This is a genomic window from Devosia sp. XGJD_8, assembly GCF_046614475.1.
Lineage (GTDB): Bacteria > Pseudomonadota > Alphaproteobacteria > Rhizobiales > Devosiaceae > Devosia.
On the sequence record NZ_JBKJHF010000001.1, the window covers coordinates 3107775 to 3126448 of the forward strand.

At 63.9% G+C, this 18674-nt stretch carries 20 protein-coding genes; 11 read left to right on the forward strand and 9 right to left on the reverse strand.

Annotated elements, in window-relative coordinates:
- The first annotated feature begins 196 nt into the window (after positions 1 to 196).
- Together ACLI1C_RS14855 and ACLI1C_RS14860 are read left to right on the forward strand one after the other, a co-directional pair.
- On the forward strand, positions 197 to 574 hold the full coding sequence (locus ACLI1C_RS14855; protein ID WP_411397963.1) for a YqjD family protein: 378 nt from the start codon (positions 197 to 199) through the stop codon (positions 572 to 574).
- Between the two features lie 5 nt (positions 575 to 579).
- Entirely contained in the window at positions 580 to 1017 is a 438-nt protein-coding gene (locus ACLI1C_RS14860) for a hypothetical protein (RefSeq protein WP_411397965.1), read from the forward strand.
- A gap of 24 nt (positions 1018 to 1041) precedes the next feature.
- Here ACLI1C_RS14860 and ACLI1C_RS14865 read toward each other — a convergent pair whose 3' ends face one another.
- The 4 genes from ACLI1C_RS14865 to ACLI1C_RS14880 form a co-directional block, all read right to left on the reverse strand.
- The gene (locus ACLI1C_RS14865) at positions 1042 to 2523 is read right to left on the reverse strand and encodes a sensor histidine kinase (protein ID WP_411397966.1); all 1482 of its coding nucleotides are present in this window, start codon (positions 2521 to 2523) and stop codon (positions 1042 to 1044) included.
- A gap of 133 nt (positions 2524 to 2656) precedes the next feature.
- Entirely contained in the window at positions 2657 to 3568 is a 912-nt protein-coding gene (locus ACLI1C_RS14870; RefSeq protein WP_411397967.1) for a diacylglycerol/lipid kinase family protein, read from the reverse strand.
- A 13-nt stretch (positions 3569 to 3581) separates the two neighbouring features.
- A complete protein-coding gene (locus tag ACLI1C_RS14875; protein ID WP_411397969.1) occupies positions 3582 to 4994 on the reverse strand; it encodes a sensor histidine kinase in 1413 nt (470 codons plus the stop codon).
- A 91-nt stretch (positions 4995 to 5085) separates the two neighbouring features.
- The gene (locus ACLI1C_RS14880) at positions 5086 to 5841 is read right to left on the reverse strand and encodes a Crp/Fnr family transcriptional regulator (protein WP_411397970.1); all 756 of its coding nucleotides are present in this window, start codon (positions 5839 to 5841) and stop codon (positions 5086 to 5088) included.
- A gap of 116 nt (positions 5842 to 5957) precedes the next feature.
- On the opposite strand from ACLI1C_RS14880, the gene ACLI1C_RS14885 reads away from it, so the two are divergent.
- Positions 5958 to 6332 carry a hypothetical protein gene (locus ACLI1C_RS14885; protein WP_411397972.1) on the forward strand — a complete coding sequence of 125 codons (375 nt, stop codon included), beginning with the start codon at positions 5958 to 5960 and terminating at the stop codon, positions 6330 to 6332.
- Here the strand turns inward: ACLI1C_RS14885 and ACLI1C_RS14890 are convergent.
- Positions 6329 to 6883: an RNA polymerase sigma factor gene (locus ACLI1C_RS14890; RefSeq protein WP_411397974.1), complete on the reverse strand. Its 555-nt coding sequence runs from the start codon at positions 6881 to 6883 to the stop codon at positions 6329 to 6331. The genes ACLI1C_RS14885 and ACLI1C_RS14890 overlap by 4 nt on opposite strands.
- 4 nt (positions 6884 to 6887) lie before the next feature.
- The gene (locus ACLI1C_RS14895) at positions 6888 to 7109 is read right to left on the reverse strand and encodes a NepR family anti-sigma factor (protein WP_411397976.1); all 222 of its coding nucleotides are present in this window, start codon (positions 7107 to 7109) and stop codon (positions 6888 to 6890) included.
- 158 nt (positions 7110 to 7267) lie between these two features.
- On the opposite strand from ACLI1C_RS14895, the gene ACLI1C_RS14900 reads away from it, so the two are divergent.
- From ACLI1C_RS14900 to ACLI1C_RS14910, 3 genes are all read left to right on the forward strand, one after another.
- Positions 7268 to 8062 (forward strand): response regulator, encoded by a 795-nt coding sequence (locus tag ACLI1C_RS14900; RefSeq protein WP_411397977.1) that lies wholly within the window; start codon positions 7268 to 7270, stop codon positions 8060 to 8062.
- 128 nt (positions 8063 to 8190) lie between these two features.
- Complete coding sequence (locus ACLI1C_RS14905) at positions 8191 to 8355, forward strand: DUF1328 domain-containing protein (protein ID WP_411397978.1); 165 nt, start codon at positions 8191 to 8193, stop codon at positions 8353 to 8355.
- Between the two features lie 167 nt (positions 8356 to 8522).
- A complete protein-coding gene (locus ACLI1C_RS14910; protein ID WP_411397980.1) occupies positions 8523 to 9425 on the forward strand; it encodes a sensor histidine kinase in 903 nt (300 codons plus the stop codon).
- On the opposite strand, the gene ACLI1C_RS14915 is transcribed toward ACLI1C_RS14910, so the two are convergent.
- Complete coding sequence (locus ACLI1C_RS14915) at positions 9410 to 10210, reverse strand: YdcF family protein (protein WP_411397981.1); 801 nt, start codon at positions 10208 to 10210, stop codon at positions 9410 to 9412. The genes ACLI1C_RS14910 and ACLI1C_RS14915 overlap by 16 nt on opposite strands.
- Before the next feature lie 176 nt (positions 10211 to 10386).
- Here ACLI1C_RS14915 and ACLI1C_RS14920 point away from each other — a divergent pair, with 176 nt between their 5' ends.
- The 5 genes from ACLI1C_RS14920 (at position 10387) to ACLI1C_RS14940 (ending at position 14900) form a co-directional block, all read left to right on the forward strand.
- A complete protein-coding gene (locus ACLI1C_RS14920) occupies positions 10387 to 11184 on the forward strand; it encodes an ABC transporter ATP-binding protein (protein ID WP_411397983.1) in 798 nt (265 codons plus the stop codon).
- A gap of 64 nt (positions 11185 to 11248) precedes the next feature.
- Complete coding sequence (locus tag ACLI1C_RS14925; RefSeq protein WP_411397984.1) at positions 11249 to 12001, forward strand: transporter substrate-binding domain-containing protein; 753 nt, start codon at positions 11249 to 11251, stop codon at positions 11999 to 12001.
- A 203-nt stretch (positions 12002 to 12204) separates the two neighbouring features.
- A complete protein-coding gene (locus tag ACLI1C_RS14930) occupies positions 12205 to 13014 on the forward strand; it encodes an ABC transporter permease subunit (RefSeq protein ID WP_411397986.1) in 810 nt (269 codons plus the stop codon).
- Positions 13014 to 13748 carry an ABC transporter permease gene (locus ACLI1C_RS14935; protein ID WP_411397988.1) on the forward strand — a complete coding sequence of 245 codons (735 nt, stop codon included), beginning with the start codon at positions 13014 to 13016 and terminating at the stop codon, positions 13746 to 13748. Before ACLI1C_RS14930 ends, ACLI1C_RS14935 begins: the two co-directional genes overlap by 1 nt.
- 9 nt (positions 13749 to 13757) lie before the next feature.
- Complete coding sequence (locus ACLI1C_RS14940) at positions 13758 to 14900, forward strand: succinylglutamate desuccinylase/aspartoacylase family protein (protein ID WP_411397989.1); 1143 nt, start codon at positions 13758 to 13760, stop codon at positions 14898 to 14900.
- Here ACLI1C_RS14940 and ACLI1C_RS14945 read toward each other — a convergent pair.
- Both ACLI1C_RS14945 and ACLI1C_RS14950 read right to left on the reverse strand, forming a co-directional pair.
- Positions 14897 to 17296, reverse strand: a complete 2400-nt coding sequence (locus ACLI1C_RS14945; protein ID WP_411397990.1) for a putative bifunctional diguanylate cyclase/phosphodiesterase — start codon at positions 17294 to 17296, stop codon at positions 14897 to 14899. The two genes, ACLI1C_RS14940 and ACLI1C_RS14945, sit on opposite strands and share 4 nt — an antisense overlap.
- A 13-nt stretch (positions 17297 to 17309) precedes the next feature.
- Positions 17310 to 18617 (reverse strand): ATP-binding protein, encoded by a 1308-nt coding sequence (locus ACLI1C_RS14950; protein ID WP_411397991.1) that lies wholly within the window; start codon positions 18615 to 18617, stop codon positions 17310 to 17312.
- Between the last annotated feature and the right edge of the window lie 57 nt (positions 18618 to 18674).

Consider the following 18674-nt stretch of genomic DNA (forward strand, 5'->3'; position numbering starts at 1 on the left):
AGTAACCAAAAAGGGCGCAACCAGTCCCCTGGTTCTCACATCATGAGAAGCGCCCGCGGGTTGAAAGTCGCCCCCCTTTCGCCCGCCCCCTGTCACCCCAATACGCCTGATCGCGTATTGGGGTGTCTTCTTGCAGGGATTAGGGAACCCCCATGTTTTCTAGGCGTTTAGCCCACACATTCACAGGAGCGTCTCCATGGCTACCACCCCCGATCTTGCCCCGACCCGCAAACCATCTGCCGCGCCGCGCGTCCGCGCTGCCGCCAGCCGTGCCAGCGGCAAGGCACGCGAAGCCCAGCTCGAGGATCAGGTTTCCCAGCTGCAGGATGATCTCAAGGCGATTGCGTCCACCCTCGCCCGGCTCAGCAATGACAAGGTGAGCGAAGTCCGCGAAGTCGCCAAGAGCGAGGCCCGGCACCTGCAGCGCCAGGGTCAGCACGTCATCGATGACGTCCAGGACCAGGCAAGCGCCATGGAAAAGCAGCTCAAGGACACCATCCGCGAAAAGCCCTTGACCGCAGTGGCCAGCGCAATCGGCATCGGCTTCATCCTCGCATTGCTGTCGCGTCGCTAAGCGCCATGAATTTCCTGGTTCCGCTCGCGGCCCTTTTGGGCATCGAGGTCAACTCGATCACCGAACGGGTCCGCAACACCATCATCGTCAATGCGTTGATCGTGGTGTTCGGGCTGGCCGGGGTGAGCTTCCTGGTGGCAGCGGGCTTCATCGCCCTGGCCCAGGCACTTGGCCCGATCTATGCCGCTTTGATCCTGGCGGGAGCCTTCCTGGCACTGGCCTTGGCTGTCTATCTCGGCAGCCAGATCGGCGAAGGCAGGCGGCGTCGTGAGTTGGCGGAAAAGCGGCGGTCGACTGAGACCAGCGCTTTCGTCACCACCGCGGCGATTACCGCCCTGCCCGTTCTTCTGCGCTCGCCCATGCTCCGCACGCTGGGCTTGCCTGCGGCGGCGGTGGCCGCTTACCTGCTCATGCGGGGCGGCAGCGACAAATCCGACGACTGAAGCGAGGCCGCCCGCAAGGCGGCCTCACACTTGCTCTTCTGATGGCAACGGCATCCACACCCGGGCGGCAACGCCTTCGGGGTCGAAGCTCAGCTTGACTTCGCTGTCGAGTACCTTGGCAAGGCTCCGCTCGATCAGCCGCGTGCCCAGGCCATATTCCTCTGGCGGCAGCACTTTGGGTCCACCGGTCTCGCGCCATGTCAGCGACAGGCCGCGGATGGGCTCGCGCATCACTTCCCAGGCGATATTGACCGTACCTCGCTCGTCGGACCAGGCGCCATACCGATGCGCATTGGTGGTCAGCTCATGCAGGATCAGCCCCAGTCCCAGCGCATGGTCGGCCGGCAAGGTCAGGTCTTCGCCACGCACCTCTGCCCGATCCGGATGCGTCCGGAAACGCGGACCCAATTGCGAGGCGATCACCTCATAGAGCTGCACGCCCGACCAGTCGCGATCCGCCAGCAGCACATGCGCGTCCGAAATTGTCCGCAGCCGGCCCGAGAAGGCCTCGATGAAGTCCTGCGGGTCAGGGTTCTGCCGGATCGTCTGGCGCGCCACCGACTGGATCATCGCCAGGGTGTTTTTCACCCGGTGATTGAGTTCGCGCAGCAGAAGCCGCGTATGTTCGGCAGTCTGCTTGCTCTCGGAAATATCGATGCTGGCGCCCATCATCACGAGCGGCTTACCCTCGGCGTCGCGCTGATAAACGCGGCCGCGCATGGTCAGCCAGCGCCCGGAGGCCGCCACCCGCGCCTCCGCACTGTAGTCCACGCCATCGTCAAAACTGGCATCGATGCCGGCCTGCACCGCGGCGCGGTCCGCCGGGTGGGTCGCCGCAAGCACGTCACCGACATGGATGGCGTCGGTATCGGAGAGTGCGTACATGCGCCGGAACGTATCATTGCAGGTGATCTCGCCCGTCCGCACATCCCACACCCAGCTGCCCACCTTGCCCGCCTCGAGCGTCAGCGCATGGCGCCACTCCTCGCGCACCAGGGCTGCGGCGGTGCGGGCCCGCACCCGCGCTTCATCCTTGAGGGCAAACAGGCTTGACGCCAGACCGGCCAGCTCAACCAATTGCTTGAGCACCTCGTCGCCGACGGCTCCACGCGGCTTGTCGCTGATCACGCAGAGCGATCCCAGCTTCTGGCCCGCCACCACGATGGGTGCGCCGGCATAGAAGCGGATATGGGGCCAGCCTGTGACGAGGGAATTGTCGGCAAAGCGGGGGTCCTGCTTGGCATCCAGCACGACCATTGTCTCGCCATCCCCTGGCAGCGAGATCGTATGTGCGCAAAACGAAACCTCTGTGGAGGTCTCGGTCAGGCCGTCAATGCCGACGCATGCGCGGAACCACTGCCGCTCCTTGTCGACCAGCGTGATAAGCGAGACGTCGGCACCGAAAATATGGGCGGCAATCCGGCTCAGGCGCTCGAAATCGGCATCGGGCCCGCTGTCGAGTACGTCCAACCTTTCCAGCACTTCCAGGCGCGCTGGGTCATCCACGATCTCCCGAACCGGTTCCGGGAGGGGGTGGCTCTTGTCTGTCACTTCTCGTCCTGACGCTACACAGTGTCCTGGCGACACTGAACGTGCCGGCTAATTGCCGGTAACGCTGCAATGCGCACTTGGTTCCCCCCTATTCTGCTGCAGCCAGAACATTCGGCAGCACCACCTTCAGCTTGCCCGGATGCACCCTGAGCGTCACCGAGCGATCCAGTTTGATGAGTTCGCCGTCGATAACGGCTTGCGCGCCGCGCTTTCGCTTGGGGAAGTGCAAGGTCACCTCCTCGATCTCCCGCTCGGACACCATGGGGCTGTCCCGCCATGTCCCCATGAACAGATCCAGCGTCAGGCGAAGCAATGCCCAGGTGGACATTGGCGCCGCAACGTAGATGCCCAACACCCCGGCATTGAGCCCCTCGGCGTGAATCTGCCGGTTGCCGAGCGGATTGTTGGAAATAGCGATCCCGGAGACGCGTCGTTTTTCAACGCCCTTGCTCGTGCGAAACTCCGCTTCGAACTGCGGCGGATTGATCGCAGCCGCGCCGATCGCCCGCAGGCTCGCCAGCATTTTGCCCACGCGGCTGCGGTAGTTCATGTTATCGCGGATACGCACCAGCCGGGCATGGATACCCACCCCGAACTGATGCACGAAGGCGCGGTCATTGGCCGTGGCAACATCCACGCTGCCGATCTGGCCCGCTGCTATCGCCTCAAGCGCGTTGTCCAGCTCCAGTGGCACCTTGAGGGCCCGCGCGAAGAGGTTCATCGTCCCGGCCGGCAATATCGCCAGTGGCTTGCCGCTCTCGAACGCAATGCCCGCGGCTGTCGAGATGGTCCCATCTCCTCCCCCCGCCAGCACCGCATCCGTAGTCTCGGCATTTGCGGCCTCGCGCAGCCTCGCCTCTACCTCGCTCCCCGGCACGGCCTGGCAATCCAGCACATGCCCATGTCTCTCAAAAATGGCACGGGCGCTGGCGCAGAACGCGTCGAGATCCATGGTCCGCAAGGTGCCACCGTCGCGGTTGAGAACGGCAATGAAGCGCATATGGCCTCCGGGGTCACTCGACCGCTGTGTGTGAAACGGCTTCAATGCCGGGCAGCGGCACGCTGACGCTCAGCCCGCCCTTTGCACGCCGCTCATATTGAGGTTGGCCACCGAACTGGCTCGCCAGCTGCTTGACGATCACCGACCCGAGGCCGCTCTCGTCCAGCCCATGCGCTTCAGCCAGCCCGACGCCGTCATCCACCACGCTCAGCGTCGGCACACCGCTCGCGTCGCGGTTGAGTGTCACTTCGATCGTGCCGCTGCGCCCGTCGGGAAACGCGTGCTTGAGTGCATTGGTCACCAGTTCGCCCACCAGGATGCCCAGGGTCGTGGCATCACGGGCGCTGACCACGATGGGCTCGAACCGCCCCACCATCGAAACGGCCTTGGCGTCGGTTGCGGTCGACGCGATGTCCTCGAGTACGGCCTCCAGAAACTCGTCCGCGCTGGCCGTCTCGAGATCATCTCCCAGCCGCAGCCGGCGGTGGGCCGAAGCGATGGCATGGACGCGCGAGCGCGCCGCCTCGAGCGCCGCGCGCACTTCCTCGGACTTGCTGCGCAACAGCTGTAGTCCCAGCAGCGACGACACGGTTGCCAGGGAGTTGCCGATCCGGTGGTTGGCATCCTGCAGCAATGCCTCGACGCGCTGCCGCTCCCGCTCGGCATGGGCGCGCGCTTCTTCCAGCGCCTGCGTCCGGTCCAGCACGTGGGCTTCCAGCACTTCGTTCTCGCTCGCCAGCTGATCCTTGCTGCGCGCCAGCGAGCGCATCTCACGCTGCGCCCGGATGAAGAGCATGTAGGCCAGCAGCACCGCCCCTGCCAGGGCGGCGATGATCGCCCCGACCAGCCAGCGCCGCGACTCGTCGATCTGCTGGTTGCGTTCGAACAGCTTCTGGTTTTCCTCGGTGATGAACTGCCCCAGCATCGACCGCAGGCTGTCCATCAGCCGCTCACCCTCGCCTGTCTCGATCAGCGTGCGCGCCTCGCCCATGCGCTGCGCCTCGACCAGTTCGATCGTGCGCGCCATTTCCTCAGTCCGGGCCGCGACGCCGGCGGCAATGCTGCGCACCCGGGCCGCCTGTGCGGGATCGTCCTGGATGATGCTGGTCAGCGACAAGAGCCGCGTGCCCATCGAGGCGGCAGACCGCCGATAGGGCTCGAGATAGGTCTGGTCGCGCGTCAGCAGAAACCCACGTTCGCTGCTTTCCGCCTCACTGAGCGCAATGGTCAGTTCGCGCGCCTGGTTGCGCACCTCATAGGTGTGCAGCACGTCGTTGATCTGGCGGTTGATACCCTCCACCAGGATCAACGCAGCAAGAGCCGCCAGCATGACCAGGGCGAGCGAAACGAACACGGCAAGGCCATGCAGCAGACGCCGCCTCGATGTCACGTCCGGCCTGTAGCTGATCGGTCCTGTTATATTCATCACCGTCATCTGTTGGGCGCCCGCGGCACGCTGTTCACTTGCGTCCCCCACATGGCCGAAGCCGGTGGCAGATTTGAGGCTGCAGCCTGGCTCATATCAGCGGCCGCTTTCGTTCCGGTGGCCCGTCCCACTTCGCCAGCTCCATCAGCCCCTCGACATCGAGTACTTCGCAGGATCGGTCGAGCCAGCGGATGAGCTGCCGGTCGGCCAGCTTGCGCAGCGTCTTGTTGGTATGAACGATGGAGAGCCCCAGCGTGTCGGCAACATGCATCTGCGTGATGGGCAGATAGACCACGCGCGTCGTCGACAGGCCCACTGCGGCCGCGCGCTGATAGAGAAATGCAATCAGGTAGGCAGCCCGCTCCACGGCGCTCCGCCGGCCGAGGCTGAGCAGGTGATCATCGAGCATCCGCTCTTCTTGCGCTGCCAGCCAGGTAATGTCGAAGCCCAGTCCGGGATGGTTGCGGAACAGCTCGTTCAGCCGGTCTCGCTGGAACACGCAGAGCACCAGCGGAGACAGTGCTTCCACCGAATGCTGCATCTCGCCGATCACCGACCCCTGCAGCCCCACCAGGTCTCCCGGCAGCATGTAGTTGAGGATTTGCCGCCGCCCGTCCGGCAGCGTCTTGTAGCGGAAGGCCCAGCCCGACAGCAGCGTGTAGAGATGCGCACTATGGCTACCTTCCGAAAGCAGTGTGGTGCCGGTTTCGGCCACCAGTTCACCGGTCTTGAAGGAGGACACAAACCGCAATTCCTGCGGTTCAAACTCACGGAAGCTGGGCATGGCCCGCAACGGGCACTGCTCGCATGGCACCCTTCGCCCGGAACTTGGCAGCACGAGACTCAAGATTCACCGCTTGACGCTGGAGGGCAGGAAACTGCGCAACGCAGCCGGGAAGAACCCGTTCCCGCACATGTCAAACTTAAATGACAGACTCGTCCGCTGGCAGCATGAGTGCGCGCATGGTTGCGGATAACACAATGCTCAACGGACGGCCCGCTCTCATCGTCGAGGCCGAATTCCTGATCGCACTCGACATTCAGCGGATGCTGGAGACGCTGGGCGCCGGGCAGACTCTGTTCGCCCGCAACGCCGCCGAGGCTCATCAGTTGAAGGCCAGCTGGCCCGATATCGCACTCGCAATCGTGGAATTGCGCGCCGGTGATCCGCTAGGCCAGCAGCTGCACCAAACGCTGGTCGGCGCGGGCATACCCGTGGTGCTGACCACCGCAGACCTGAGCCTGCATTCCTCCGCGCCGGGTGTCTTCGTCACCAAGCCGATACCGGAGGAGGATCTGGCGAGCGCCGTACAAAGGGCACTCGCCAGCCGTTGCTAGAAACTATGGTTGGTCGTGGTCACCTGGGCAGACACTGCGTCCGGCCCATAGTCGGCCTCGCCGCTGATCTGCAGGATGTCCTGCAGGCGCGTGCGCGCCCGGCTCACGCGGCTCTTCATCGTACCGACAGCGCAATCGCAGATCGCGGCAGCCTCTTCATATGAAAAGCCGGATGCGCCGATCAGGATCACTGCCTCACGCTGGTCGTCGGGCAGTTGCGACAGGGCCTTTTTGAAGTCCTGCATGTCCATCGAGCCATATTGGGCGGGATGCACCGACAGGCGCTCGGTAAATGCACCGTCGCTGTCCTGCACCTCGCGGCCGCGCTTGCGCATCTGGCTATAGAACTCGTTGCGCAGGATGGTGAACAGCCACGCCTTGATATTGGTGCCCATTTCGAAGCTGGACTGCTTGGCCCAGGCTTTCATGACCGTGTCCTGCACCAGGTCATCGGCCTTGTCATGCTTGCCGGTCAGCGACACGGCAAAGGCGCGCAGGCTTGGCAGGGTTGCCAGCATTTCGCGTTTGAACGAAGTCGGTTCGGCACTCATGCCGCTATTCTCCGTCACGCGAGGCACTTTTCGATTTTTGCGCCTGCTCGGCATTGTCGAGCTTTTCCAGCAGGTCGAGCAGCTGCTCCGGTACGCCTTCGTCCTGAACCGCCCCGTAAAGCGCGCGCAGTCGTGCGCCGATATCCGTATTCGGACCCAGCCCATCATCTGCCCGCCCCGCCTGCGTCCGCATACGTTGCTGGGTCACCAGTTTGTCCTTCATCATGCCGTGTCTAGACCATCGAATTGTAGATTGCCCACATTGGCCGAGAGAATGCATAGCCTGAAAAAAAGTTCCGCACAGTCAGGAACTTTGTTTGAGAAACGGAGTTTTGTGGTTTCGTGCTATCCACGAGCCTCAAGCGTCACTGGGAGTTCATACTAATGACTTTGTCCACGCGGATTGCTCCGCACCTGCCGTATTTGCGGCGGTTTTCTCGCGCTGTAACCGGGTCCCAGACCTCGGGCGATGCCTACGTGGCAGCCACATTGGAAGCTCTCATAGCCGACATCTCGCTGTTTCCCGAGGCGAGCAATGATCGCATTGCGCTCTACAAGCTGTTTTCCGCACTCTTTTCGAGTTCGGCCGTCAAGGTGCCACAGCCCACGTCGTCCTTCGCATGGGAAATGCGCGCCGCCAGCAATCTGGCCAACCTCGCTCCCCGCCCCCGTCAGGCATTTCTGCTTGTAGCGGTCGAAGGCTTCACCCATGCCCAGGCCACCGAGATCCTCTCAGTTTCCGAAGCCGAGTTCGCTTCCCTCCTCGACGAGGCGTCGATCGAGATTTCCCGCCAGGTGGCGACCGAGATCATGATCATCGAAGACGAGCCGCTCATCGCCATGGATATCGAGCAGCTGGTGGAGAGCCTTGGCCACAAGGTTGTCAGCGTTGCCCGCACCCACAAGGAAGCGGTCCATCTCTTCGCCCAGACCCAGCCCCGCATGATCCTCGCCGATATCCAGCTTGCCGATGGCAGCTCGGGCATCGATGCGGTCAACGACATTCTCAACAGCCATTCCGTGCCGGTGATCTTCATCACCGCTTTCCCCGAACGCCTGCTGACCGGCGAACGCCCCGAGCCGACTTTCCTTGTCACCAAGCCGTTCAACCCGGACATGGTCAAGGCACTGATCAGCCAGGCGCTGTTCTTCGACGAAGGTTCGCGCGCAGCCGCCTGACATCGCGTCCGTCGTTTCAATCACATCGCTTCCAAGGCCGGGTTTTCCCGGCCTTTTTCTTGTCCGGACAGGAACCAGCCACCGTGCAGCCCGTTGTCCGGGCAGCGATTTTCAACATGGAGAATGACATGCTCTACTACGCATTGGTCTTCCTCGTGATTGCCCTGATTGCGGGCGTGCTCGGCTTCGGCGGCATAGCCGGTGCGTCGGCTGGCATCGCGCAAATCCTGTTCTTTCTGTTTCTCGCCTTTCTGGTTATCTCGCTGGTTATTGGCTTCATCAGACGGACTTGAGTGGAGCTTTGCCGATCGGGCTTCTACCCATGGCCTCGCCAGTGGCGGGGCCATGTTTTTTCCGGCTCGCGAGCCAAATGTAACGAGTATTGTTCATGCCGCCCCTTCCAGAACCACCATCGCCGATGAGGTTGCGCGCCTTGTCCGCAGGGTTGCGGGGCAGAGGTGTGTGCGTCCTGCACCAGGACAACGAGCACCGCTTTGACCTTGTGGAAAATTTGCCCCCGGACTGGCCGAAGCAAGACCTGGTCGGCCGCCGCGAGGCCGATATATTTCCACCTGACACCGCCAGCCAGTTTGCCGCTGCCCATGACCGCGTGCGCACCAGCCGCACCGAACAGCTGATTGAATTCAGCCTCGAGGATGGGCTGCGCCGCCGCATCTTCGAAGCGCGTCTCATCCCCGACGACGACGGGATCATCGCCGTCATCGCCGATATCAGCGAGACCCGGGCTCGTGAACTGGCAGTCGCCTCCCTGTTGCGCGAGGTCAGCCACCGCTCCAAGAATCTGCTGGCCATCGTGCAGTCCGTGGCCATGCAGACGGCCCACCACAGTGGCGGCATCCAGGATTTCCTCAACAAGTTCCGCGGCCGCCTGCATGCTCTGTCCAGCACGCAGGATCTTGTTACCGACAGCAATTGGCGAGGCACTTACCTGCATACCCTCGTGACCTCGCAGCTCACCCGCGTCGGCTCGTCACTTCTGGCCGAGGCGCGCATAACCGGGGCCAACCCGTTGCTGGGTCCCAACGCATCCCTGCATATTGGCCTGGCAATCCACGAGCTCGGGGCCAATGCAGTGCTGCATGGTGCCCTGGCTGACGGCAAGGCCGGGCATGTCTGGGTGGATGCGCAGATCGTCGCCCATGAGGGTCAGGAGGCGGACCTCGTCATCGAGTGGCAGGAAGCCGGCATCGACGCCGAAAAGGCGGCCCTTGAGCCGCGCTTCGGCACCCTGGTGCTTGAGCGCATTGTCCCTCTGTCAGTGGGCGGCACCGCCGAATTCCGCATCGAACCCGACAGCGTGCGCTATCGTTTGGTCGTGCCCGCCGATCAGTTCGAGGTCTGAGCCGGCAGGATCGAATCGATCCGTCCTGTCCAGTGATAGACGGCCAGCCCGATCCATTCCTTCATCGCGATGCTGACCGTGTTGAGGTTGTGCACGGGATTGGCAAGATCGAACCCGAATCGCTCCTGCCCCGAACTGCGGTAGTCCGTCGGCCAGGGGATGACTTCGAGCCCGACCCGCCGGAACAGCCCCACGGACCGCGGCATGTGGAAGGCCGACGTCACCAGCAACGCGGTTCCGGTATCATCGCCCAGAAGGGCTGCAGTAAGGTCGGCATTCTCATCCGTATTGCGCGACTGATCTTCCAGCACCAGCCGCTCCGGCGCGATCCCCATGGCCAGCAGCAGCCGTTCGGCCGTCGCCGCCTCGGGCTCCCCACTGGGCTCCAGCAAGCCGCCCCCGCCCGAAAAAACGATACGCGCCTCCGGATATCGTCGGGCCAGCACGACCGCGTCAGTCAGCCGGTCCCCGGCATCATTGAGTTCGGCCACGCCGCGCGCGGTGCTGACGCGCGCCAGTGTCGAGCCACCCAGCACGATGATGGCGTCGATCGTTTCCGGCATCGGTGACGGCCGGGTGAACCTCTCCTCCAGCGGCCGGATCAGCAGCACGCCGATCGAGGTAAATCCGCACAGGACCAGCACCGCGAGCGCCCCGGCATGCGCGGCAAAGCCCAGCCGCCGCCACCCCAAAGCGAACAGCACAAGGCCGATCAGCATCAGCAGGGCGATGATGCTCAGTGGCTGCGCAACCACCCAGAACAGCTTGGCCAATAGATAGAACATGCCCGCTCCCGCCGACGACTGCGCTTCGATATCGCAGCGCTTGGCCGTGGGCTACCATCATTTCCGCTTGCTATCTGATGCGCTTTTGCTTTTCTTGACGGCGGTCAAGACTGCCAGCCTCAAAAAAAGGCAGTCGCCGTTCAGGAAGGTGCCCGCTTCGGCGGACCATGGTGAGTATGGCGCAAACTGCCCCTGCAATTGCGGACACATTGCCCGTCGTGGCAATTCGCGACTTGCACAAATCGTTCGGCGCCCTCGACGTGCTCAAGGGTATTTCCTTTTCCGCCCGTGAGGGCGAGGTCGTATCGCTGATCGGCTCATCCGGTTCGGGCAAGTCCACCCTGCTGCGCTGCATCAACATGCTCGAAGTGCCCGACAGCGGGGTCGTCGCCATCGACGGCGAGGAGATCAAGCTGCGCGGCACGGCGCCCCATCGCCAGATTGCCGACGAAAACCAGATCCGGCGCATTCGCTCCGAACTGGGCATGGTGTTTCAGAGCTTCAATCTCTGGGCCCACATGACCATCCTCGAAAACGTCATGGAAGCGCCACTCGTCGTGCAGCGCCGGGCCAGGGACGAAGTAGAGGAAGAGGCTCTCGCCATGCTGGCCAAGGTCGGCATTCGCGAAAAGGCCGACAGCTATCCGGCCCAGCTTTCCGGCGGCCAGCAGCAGCGCGCCGCCATCGCCCGTGCCCTCTGCATCAATCCTCGCGTCATGCTCTTTGACGAGCCCACGTCCGCCCTCGATCCCGAACTCGAGGTCGAGGTGCTGCGCGTGATCAAGGTCCTGGCCGACGAGGGCCGCACCATGGTTCTGGTCACCCACGACATGGAATTCGCCCGCTCGGTGAGTGACCGGGTCATCTTCCTCCACCAAGGTCTCATCGAGGAAGAAGGCCCCCCAGAACAGGTATTCGGCGCCACCCGGTCGGCGCGCCTCAAGCAATTCCTCAACGCGGCCAGCCACACCTAGGCAGCGTTGATGACCAGGCCCAGCCAACGGGCACAACGACAAGAATAAGCAAACGGAGAAACAGATGAAGAAGCTCATCATCGCGGCAGCGGCCATCCTGGCCCTCGGTTCCGCCACCCAGGCGCAGGAAACGGTGCGCATCGCCACCGAAGGCGCCTATGCACCCTGGAACTTCCTCAACGATGCGGGCGAACCTGCCGGCTTCGAAATCGATCTGGGCAATGCCATCTGCGCCCAGGTCGCGCTCACCTGCGAGTGGATCACCAATGACTGGGATTCAATCATCCCCAACCTGCTGGCCGGCAACTACGACGTGATCATGGCCGGCATGTCGATCACCGAGGAGCGTCTCGAGACTATCGACTTCTCCGACAACTACTTCCCGCCCGATCCGTCCAAGTTCGTCGCCGCTGCCGGCGCTGGCATTGACCCGTCCGCCCTCGAAGACAAGCGCGTCGGCGTCCAGGGCGGCACGATCCAGGCCGCCTATGCCGAAGAAAATCTCGGCGCCACCAACACCGTGGTCTCCTTCGGCACAGCCGATCAGGCCATGGCTGACCTCGCTGCCGGCAATCTCGACACCATCCTCGCCGATGGCGCCTATCTTGAGCCCGTCGTCGGTGCTTCCAGCGGCGCGCTGGAATTCGTCGGCGAAGACGTGATGATCGGCAATGGCGTTGGCGCCGGTCTCCGCAAGGATGAAGCCGAGCTCAAGGCCAAGTTCGACGACGCCCTGGCTGCTCTGAAGGCCGACGGCACCGTCGACAAGCTGATCGCCCAGTGGTTCGAAGGCCGCGGGCCGTATTTCGCTGACTAGCCGCAAGCATTGAGCCTGCCGCCCACCCTCTCCCAACCTCCCCCTTGAAAAGGGGAGGTGTCGGAGCAGTGGGCTCGGCAGTATCGTGCCACATCCCCGATGCAGCACCTCCCCCTTGATGGGGGAGGTTGGGAGGGGGTGACGGGAGCCCCTATGCCGTTCGAAGGACTTGCCCTGATGCACGCCGACAAGGCCCTCAGCCCATGAGCGAAGACCTCGCCTTCTGGCTGAGCTACATCACCAACGGCAAGCATCTCACCTGGTATGCGAGCTTTCAGTTCACCATCTTCGCAGCACTTGCCGGCGGCATGCTGGCGGTTATCTTCGGCCTTGCTGGTGCGACGCTCAAGAATTCCCGCTTCCTGCCCCTGCGCCTCATCGGCACGATCTATTCGTCCATCGTGCGCGGCGTGCCGGACGTGCTGTTCTTCCTGTTTTTCCCGCTTGCCTTCGAGCAGGCGGTGGAATGGTTCATCGCCGGCCAGGTCTGCACGCCCGAAACCATTGCGGCCCAATCCGCCGCCTGGCCACCCTGCAAGGAGGCCAACTGGTTCCTCGGCACGCCCGAATATCTCATCCTCGCGTCCGTCTCGCTGGGCCTGGTCTATGGCGCCTTTGCCACCAATGTCATCCATGGCGCCCTGCGATCGGTGCCCAAAGGCCAGCTCGAGGCCGCCCGCGCATATGGCATGAGCGCCAGCCAAGTGCTCTGGCGCGTCCATATCCGCCAGATGTGGGTCTATGCCCTGCCCGGCCTGTCCAATGTCTGGATGCTCATCGTCAAGGCGACCTCGCTGCTGTCGCTGCTGCAGATCGCCGACATCGTGCTCTGGGCCGATCGGCTTGGGGCCCCCAATTTCCTGCCTGCCGTGGGCCTGGTCCATGATGACTGGCGCTGGCGCTACTATCTCGTGCTCTTTGTTTTCTACATCCTCGTGACCCTGCTCTCCGAAAAGGCCTTCAACGCCATCATGCGCCGCGCCGGCCGCGGCATATTGAGCGAGGCGCGCTGATGGACACCTTCCTCAACGAACTCGGGCTTTTCGCCCCGGCGGTTCTGTTCAACATCTACTTCGCCGCCGCCTCGATCCCGCTCGGCTTCGTCTTTGCGGTCCTGCTGGCGCTGGGCAAGGCCTCGTCCAATCCGCTGATTTCCCGGCTCAGCCGCGGCTATGTCTATGCCTTCCGCGGCTCGCCGCTCTTCATCCAGTTCTTCATGCTCTATTCGCTGGCGCTGTCTTTCAACGTTGCCGTGTGGAAACCCTGGGGCATATCCTGGTTCGTGCTGCACCCGCTGTTCATCGGCCCGCTGGTGCTGACCCTCAACACCGCCGCCTATACCGCCGAAATCTTCTACGGCGCCCTGCGCGCCGTGCCGCGCGGTGAAATCGAGGCCGCCCGCGCCTATGGCATGTCCGGGCGGCAGCAGTTCCGCCACGTCATCTGGCCCAATCTCATCCGCCTGGCCTGGCCGGCCTATACCAACGAAGTCGTCTTCCTGTTCCACGCCACCTGCATCGTCTATTTCGCCCTGCCGGTCATCGGCATGCAGAAGGACCTGATGATCACCGCCAAGGAGCTGTTCGAGCGCGACTACAATGCCTTCCTGCATTTCTCCGTCGCCGCGCTCTATTTCCTCGTCGTGTCGCTGGTGATCTTTTTCCTGTTCGGGCTGGTCTATCGCCGACTGATGCGCCATATGCCGGCGGCGCCGGGCCTGCGCTACGCACCCAAATGGCTGCGCTGAGGATCTGACATGACGTTCCAACTGCACCGCACGGTGCTGGCCGGCGATACGCCCGGCGCGGCGACCGAGCTCTATTGCTACACGGCCGGCCCCGCCGACGCCCCCACGCGCGTCCACCTGCAGGCCGCGCTCCATGCCGACGAACAGCCCGGCACCATGGCCCTGCACCATCTGCTGCCCCGCTTGCGCGATGCCGATGCCGCCGGCCAGCTCAAGGCCCATTTCACCATCTTCCCGTCGGTCAATCCGCTCGGCCTCGCCAACTTCTCGCTGCGCCATCACATCGGCCGCTACGACATCGAAACCGGCGTCAACTACAACCGCCGCTGGCCCGACCTCTATCCGCACATCGCCGCTGCCATCGCCGGCAAGCTCACCGCCGATCCTGCCGCCAATCTTGCCACCATCCGCGCGGCCGTCCTGGCCTGGATCGACTCCCAGCGCCCGGCAACCGCCATCCAGCAGCTCCGCCTCCTGGTGCTCAAATCCGCCGTCGCCGCCGATATCGTGCTCGACCTCCACTGCGACGATGACAGCCTCAAGCACATCTTTACCTCGCCCGAGCTGATGCCCGGCCTGCAGGACCTTGCCGACTGGACGGGTGTCGCGGCCACCCTCACGGCCGAGGACAGCGGCGGCGGCTCCTTCGACGAAGTCCTGCCCATGCTCTACCGCAAGGCGCGTCTCGCCCATCCCGGCCACCCCATTCCGACCGGCGCGGAAACGGCGACGCTCGAATATCGCGGCCGTGCCGACAGTTTCGACGCCATGGGCCAGGAGGATGCAGCGGGGCTCTACGGTTTCTTCGCCAGCCGCGGCCTCATCGCCGCCGAGCCGGGCCAGCGCCCGTCGCCGGCTCCGGCGCCCACACCTTTCGAGGCCACGGAAGTCCTCCGGGCCGATGCACCCGGCTTGCTCGCCTACCACGTCGGACTCGGTGATCGCGTCAGCAAGGGCCAGCCCATCGCCGATCTCATTGCCATGGATGGCCCCGACGCCTTCATCGCCCGCCGCCCCATCCTGGCCGGCACCGATGGCTTCGTGCTGTCGCGCGTATCGGGTAAATACGTGGTTCGCGGGGCGAGCATCGCCAAGATCGTCGGCACAGATGTCCTGCCGGCCCGCGCCGGCGCCTACCTGCTGGAAGACTAGCCGGCCAGCCCCGCCAGCTTGGCTTCCGCAGCCGCCTTGAGCGCCGGCGCCTGCGTCAGCACATGGGTCAGCAGGTAGTGCGGCAGGTCCATGCTGTCGAGCGGGCGGGAAAAGTAGAAGCCCTGCAGCTGCTGGCAGGCAATGGCGGAAAGGAAGTCCGCCTGCGCCTTGGTCTCGACGCCCTCCGCCGCGATGGTGAGCCCCAGCGTCTTGCCCAGTGCCGCGATGGCCTTGAGAATATCCCGCGTCACGGCATCGTCGTCCGAAGCGCCGACAAAGGCGCGATCGATCTTGATCTTGTCAAAGGGGAACGCCGTCAGGTGCGCCAGGCTTGCCTGGCCCGTGCCAAAATCGTCCATCGCAATGGCCACGCCGAGTGCCCTGATCTCGCTCAGCTTCTCGATCACTTCGTCGGGCTTTTCCAGCAGCAGCCCCTCGGTGATCTCGATTTCGAGCCGCTCGGGGGCGAGCCCTGAAACCGCCAGCGCCCTTTGCACGATGATGGCAATGTCCGAGCGGTGGAACTGGTTGGGGGAAACATTGACCGCCACGCCGAGATGCTCGGGCCAGCTCGCAGCCGCCATGCAGGCCTGCTGGATCGTCCAGTCGCCAATCTCGACGATAAGGCCGGACTGCTCGGCTATCGGGATGAACTCGGCCGGCGGCACCAGCCCGCGGCTGGGGTGGTTCCAGCGGATCAGCGCCTCGAAGCCGATCGGGCTTTCATCGCTCGCAGACACCACCGGCTGGTAATACAGCACCAGTTCATGCTTGTGCAGCGCATCGCGCAACTCCACTTCCAGCACGCGGCGCTGCCGTGCCTCGGCATCCATCTGGTTCTCGAAGAAGCGGAAGACCGAGCCGCCCTCCGCCTTGGCCCGATTGAGCGCCATGTCGGCATGGCGCAGGATCTGGTCTGGCCGGCTCCCGTTGAGCGGCGCGATAGCTATGCCGATGCTGACCCCGATGCTCACCGGCTCGCCATCGAGCAGATAGGGATGGCCGATCTGTTCGATCAGGCGCGTCGCCAATCCGCTCGCGCTGTCGACATTGCCGTCATTGGGCAGGATGATGGCAAAGTCATCGCCACCCAGCCGCGCCACGAAATCGGTGCCGCGCACCATGGCCTGCATGCGCTTGGCCACCTGCACCAGCAGCCGGTCACCCGCCATATGGCCCCGTTTGTCATTGACCGCGCGGAACTGGTCGAGGTCGATGAACAGCACCGAAAACGCGGTGCCATAGCGCTCCAGCCGCGCCACGCAACTGTTGAGCTGCTCGGTGAACTTGGTGCGATTGAGCAGGGCCGTCATGGCATCATGATGTGCCAGCAGGGCAATGCGCTGCTCGGCCGCCTTTCGTTCGGTCACGTCCGCTCCCGCGCCGACATAGCCGGTGTAGTTTCCCGCCTCGTCGAAAGCCGGCTTGCCCGTCAGGCTCCACCAGCATTCCCGTCCATCCGCCGTCACCCGCAGCTCCACATTGTGGAATGCCTGCCGTCCCGCAATGTCACGCTCCAGATGGATCAGCAGGGGATCATTGGGCGGGGTGATGCAGCGCAGGAAATCGACGAAATCGGCACCCTTCAGCGCCGCCTCGGATACCCCGGTCGCCGCGGTGAAGCCAGCCGACATGCTGTTGATGGCGCCAGCCGCATCAAAGCCCCAGATCCACTCCGTGGCCCCCTGCTCGAATTCCCGCAGCAGCAGGCCGATGATCTCGCCCTTTTCCCGCACCAGCGCCTCGGCGCCCCGATGCGCCACGAATGCCGCGGCGTGGTGGCGCGCAATCACGCCCATGACGAGCGTGAGGCCGATCAGCAATGCGCTATGCATCCAGGTGTCGAGCGTCGAACTCAACCCCAACATGGCGGCGAGCCCACCAAGGACCATGGGGACGGCAAGGGCCGCCAGGGCTTGTGGATAATTGACCAGCGCCATCATGGCGATGCACAGCAGTCCGCTGACACCCAGGGCCGCGACGCCCCGCATCGTCCCGTCCTGTTCGAGTGGCAGCACGGTGAGCACGACGCCCCACAAAGTGCCCAGCACCGCTGCATAGATCACGCTGCGGCTTGCCGATGCAGGCGGCCGCACCGAGACCTGTCTGCGGCGCCAGTCCACTGTCAGCGAGACACTGTGCAGACCGATCAGCGCCATCACGCCGCCCACCGCCAGCAGCGGCAGGAACATGGCCGTTTGCCAGGTCAGCGCCAGCACGGTCACCATCACCACCAGCGACGCCACCACCAGCGCGGGCATCATGCGGCCCACCGAATCTAGTTGCTGGCGCAGCAGCTTGCCACGCACATGCGGTGACAGGTCCGCAGCGCCAATGCTGCGATCGAACAGTCGGTTGATCGTGGACACCAGGTCCCTGCCAGGAATGACGCTCATTTCCTTTGCCGTCCTATCGGTTGCCGGCCATCTTGCGCCTCGGACCGCGCGTGGCCCGCAGGCCCGCAAGCGCCGCCTTGATCCTGCCGGCATCGAATGGCTTCACGACAATGCCATCCGCGCCTGCCGCCAGAGCCCTGCTCCGCTCGCTGGGCACCGAGATCATGAATACCGGGATATCCGACGTCATGGGGTCCGCCTTGAGCGCAGCCAGGACATCCCACCCGTCAAAGCCCGGCATCAGGATGTCGAGGAAGATCGCATCCAGCCTGATGGTGCGGGCGATCTGCAGCGCCGATTGCGGCGCATCGGTACAGATCGGCACGTAGTCTTCCCTGCTGAACATCTGCTCGGCGAGTGCGAGGAAATTCTGGTCGTCGTCCACCACCAGCACGCGCGGGCGATGATCCGCATCGACAGCTGCCGGCTCGGCTGCCGTGGACGGCAACGTCTCTCCGTCACCCTCGACCTCCGGCTCATCAGCGCTCACCGAGGGGGCAGCCCCGTGCTCGTGGCTCTCGGCCGGCGCCGGCAGGCTGATGGTAAAGCGGCTGCCCTTGCCCGGTTCGCTCTCCAGCGCGATCTGCCCGCCCATCAGGCGGCACAGATCCTGGCTGAGCGAAAGTCCCAGCCCGGTCCCGCCATAGACCGCCGCAAATCCGGGGCTGGCCTGCGCAAAATCGGCAAACAGCAGCTTCTGCTGCGCCGCAGATATGCCAATGCCCGTGTCGGCCACGGCGATATCCATCCAGTCGCCGCGCCGCTTCACCGAAAGGGTGATTGTCCCGTCGTGGGTGAATTTGGCGGCATTTGAGAGCAGGTTGCCAATGGCCTGTCGCAGCTTGGCGACATCCGCGCGCAGGCTGCCGAGGTCAGCGCCGCGCTCCACCACGAAGCGGTTATTGTTCCTGGCCGCCATCGGCGCCGCGACCTCTTCCACCTCGTCGATCAGCCAGTCGAGATCCACCTCCTCCACATGGAGGGTCATCTTGCCGGCTTCGATCTTGGAAATGTCGAGAATATCGCCGACCATGGCCGCCATGTGCTGGCCGGCGGCATGGATCCTTTGCAGGTCCGCCATCGGCTTGTCGCGCCCCTTGAGCTCAGGGTCGGCAAGCAGCATTTCCGAATAGCCCATGATGGCGTTGAGCGGCGTGCGCAACTCATGGCTCATCCTGGCGAGGAATTCCGACTTGGCGGCGTTGGCGCGCTCGGCTTCGTCCCTGGCCCGCGTCAATTCGGCGATTGTGCGCTGCTGCTGCTCGATTTCATCGACCAGCGCCGGCACCAACCGGCTCATCACCCGCTGAAAAAACGTCAAAGCAACCACGACCGCCTCGCACCAAACGAGGTTCGACACTGGCCCCAACACTTTGAC

Bases quoted from the DNA above. Each gene is read 5' to 3' on its own strand.
- ACLI1C_RS14925 (WP_411397984.1), top strand. From the start codon at position 11,249: ATGAAGAAGCTCATCATCGCGGCAGCGGCCATCCTGGCCCTCGGTTCC.
- ACLI1C_RS14915 (WP_411397981.1), bottom strand. From the start codon at position 10,210: ATGTTCTATCTATTGGCCAAGCTGTTCTGGGTGGTTGCGCAGCCACTG.
- ACLI1C_RS14860 (WP_411397965.1), top strand. From the start codon at position 580: ATGAATTTCCTGGTTCCGCTCGCGGCCCTTTTGGGCATCGAGGTCAAC.
- ACLI1C_RS14935 (WP_411397988.1), top strand. From the start codon at position 13,014: ATGGACACCTTCCTCAACGAACTCGGGCTTTTCGCCCCGGCGGTTCTG.
- ACLI1C_RS14905 (WP_411397978.1), top strand. From the start codon at position 8,191: ATGCTCTACTACGCATTGGTCTTCCTCGTGATTGCCCTGATTGCGGGC.
- ACLI1C_RS14855 (WP_411397963.1), top strand. From the start codon at position 197: ATGGCTACCACCCCCGATCTTGCCCCGACCCGCAAACCATCTGCCGCG.
- ACLI1C_RS14945 (WP_411397990.1), bottom strand. From the start codon at position 17,296: ATGAGCGTCATTCCTGGCAGGGACCTGGTGTCCACGATCAACCGACTG.
- ACLI1C_RS14895 (WP_411397976.1), bottom strand. From the start codon at position 7,109: ATGATGAAGGACAAACTGGTGACCCAGCAACGTATGCGGACGCAGGCG.
- ACLI1C_RS14885 (WP_411397972.1), top strand. From the start codon at position 5,958: ATGGTTGCGGATAACACAATGCTCAACGGACGGCCCGCTCTCATCGTC.
- ACLI1C_RS14870 (WP_411397967.1), bottom strand. From the start codon at position 3,568: ATGCGCTTCATTGCCGTTCTCAACCGCGACGGTGGCACCTTGCGGACC.
- ACLI1C_RS14930 (WP_411397986.1), top strand. From the start codon at position 12,205: ATGAGCGAAGACCTCGCCTTCTGGCTGAGCTACATCACCAACGGCAAG.
- ACLI1C_RS14900 (WP_411397977.1), top strand. From the start codon at position 7,268: ATGACTTTGTCCACGCGGATTGCTCCGCACCTGCCGTATTTGCGGCGG.
- ACLI1C_RS14920 (WP_411397983.1), top strand. From the start codon at position 10,387: ATGGCGCAAACTGCCCCTGCAATTGCGGACACATTGCCCGTCGTGGCA.
- ACLI1C_RS14890 (WP_411397974.1), bottom strand. From the start codon at position 6,883: ATGAGTGCCGAACCGACTTCGTTCAAACGCGAAATGCTGGCAACCCTG.
- ACLI1C_RS14940 (WP_411397989.1), top strand. From the start codon at position 13,758: ATGACGTTCCAACTGCACCGCACGGTGCTGGCCGGCGATACGCCCGGC.
- ACLI1C_RS14875 (WP_411397969.1), bottom strand. From the start codon at position 4,994: ATGAATATAACAGGACCGATCAGCTACAGGCCGGACGTGACATCGAGG.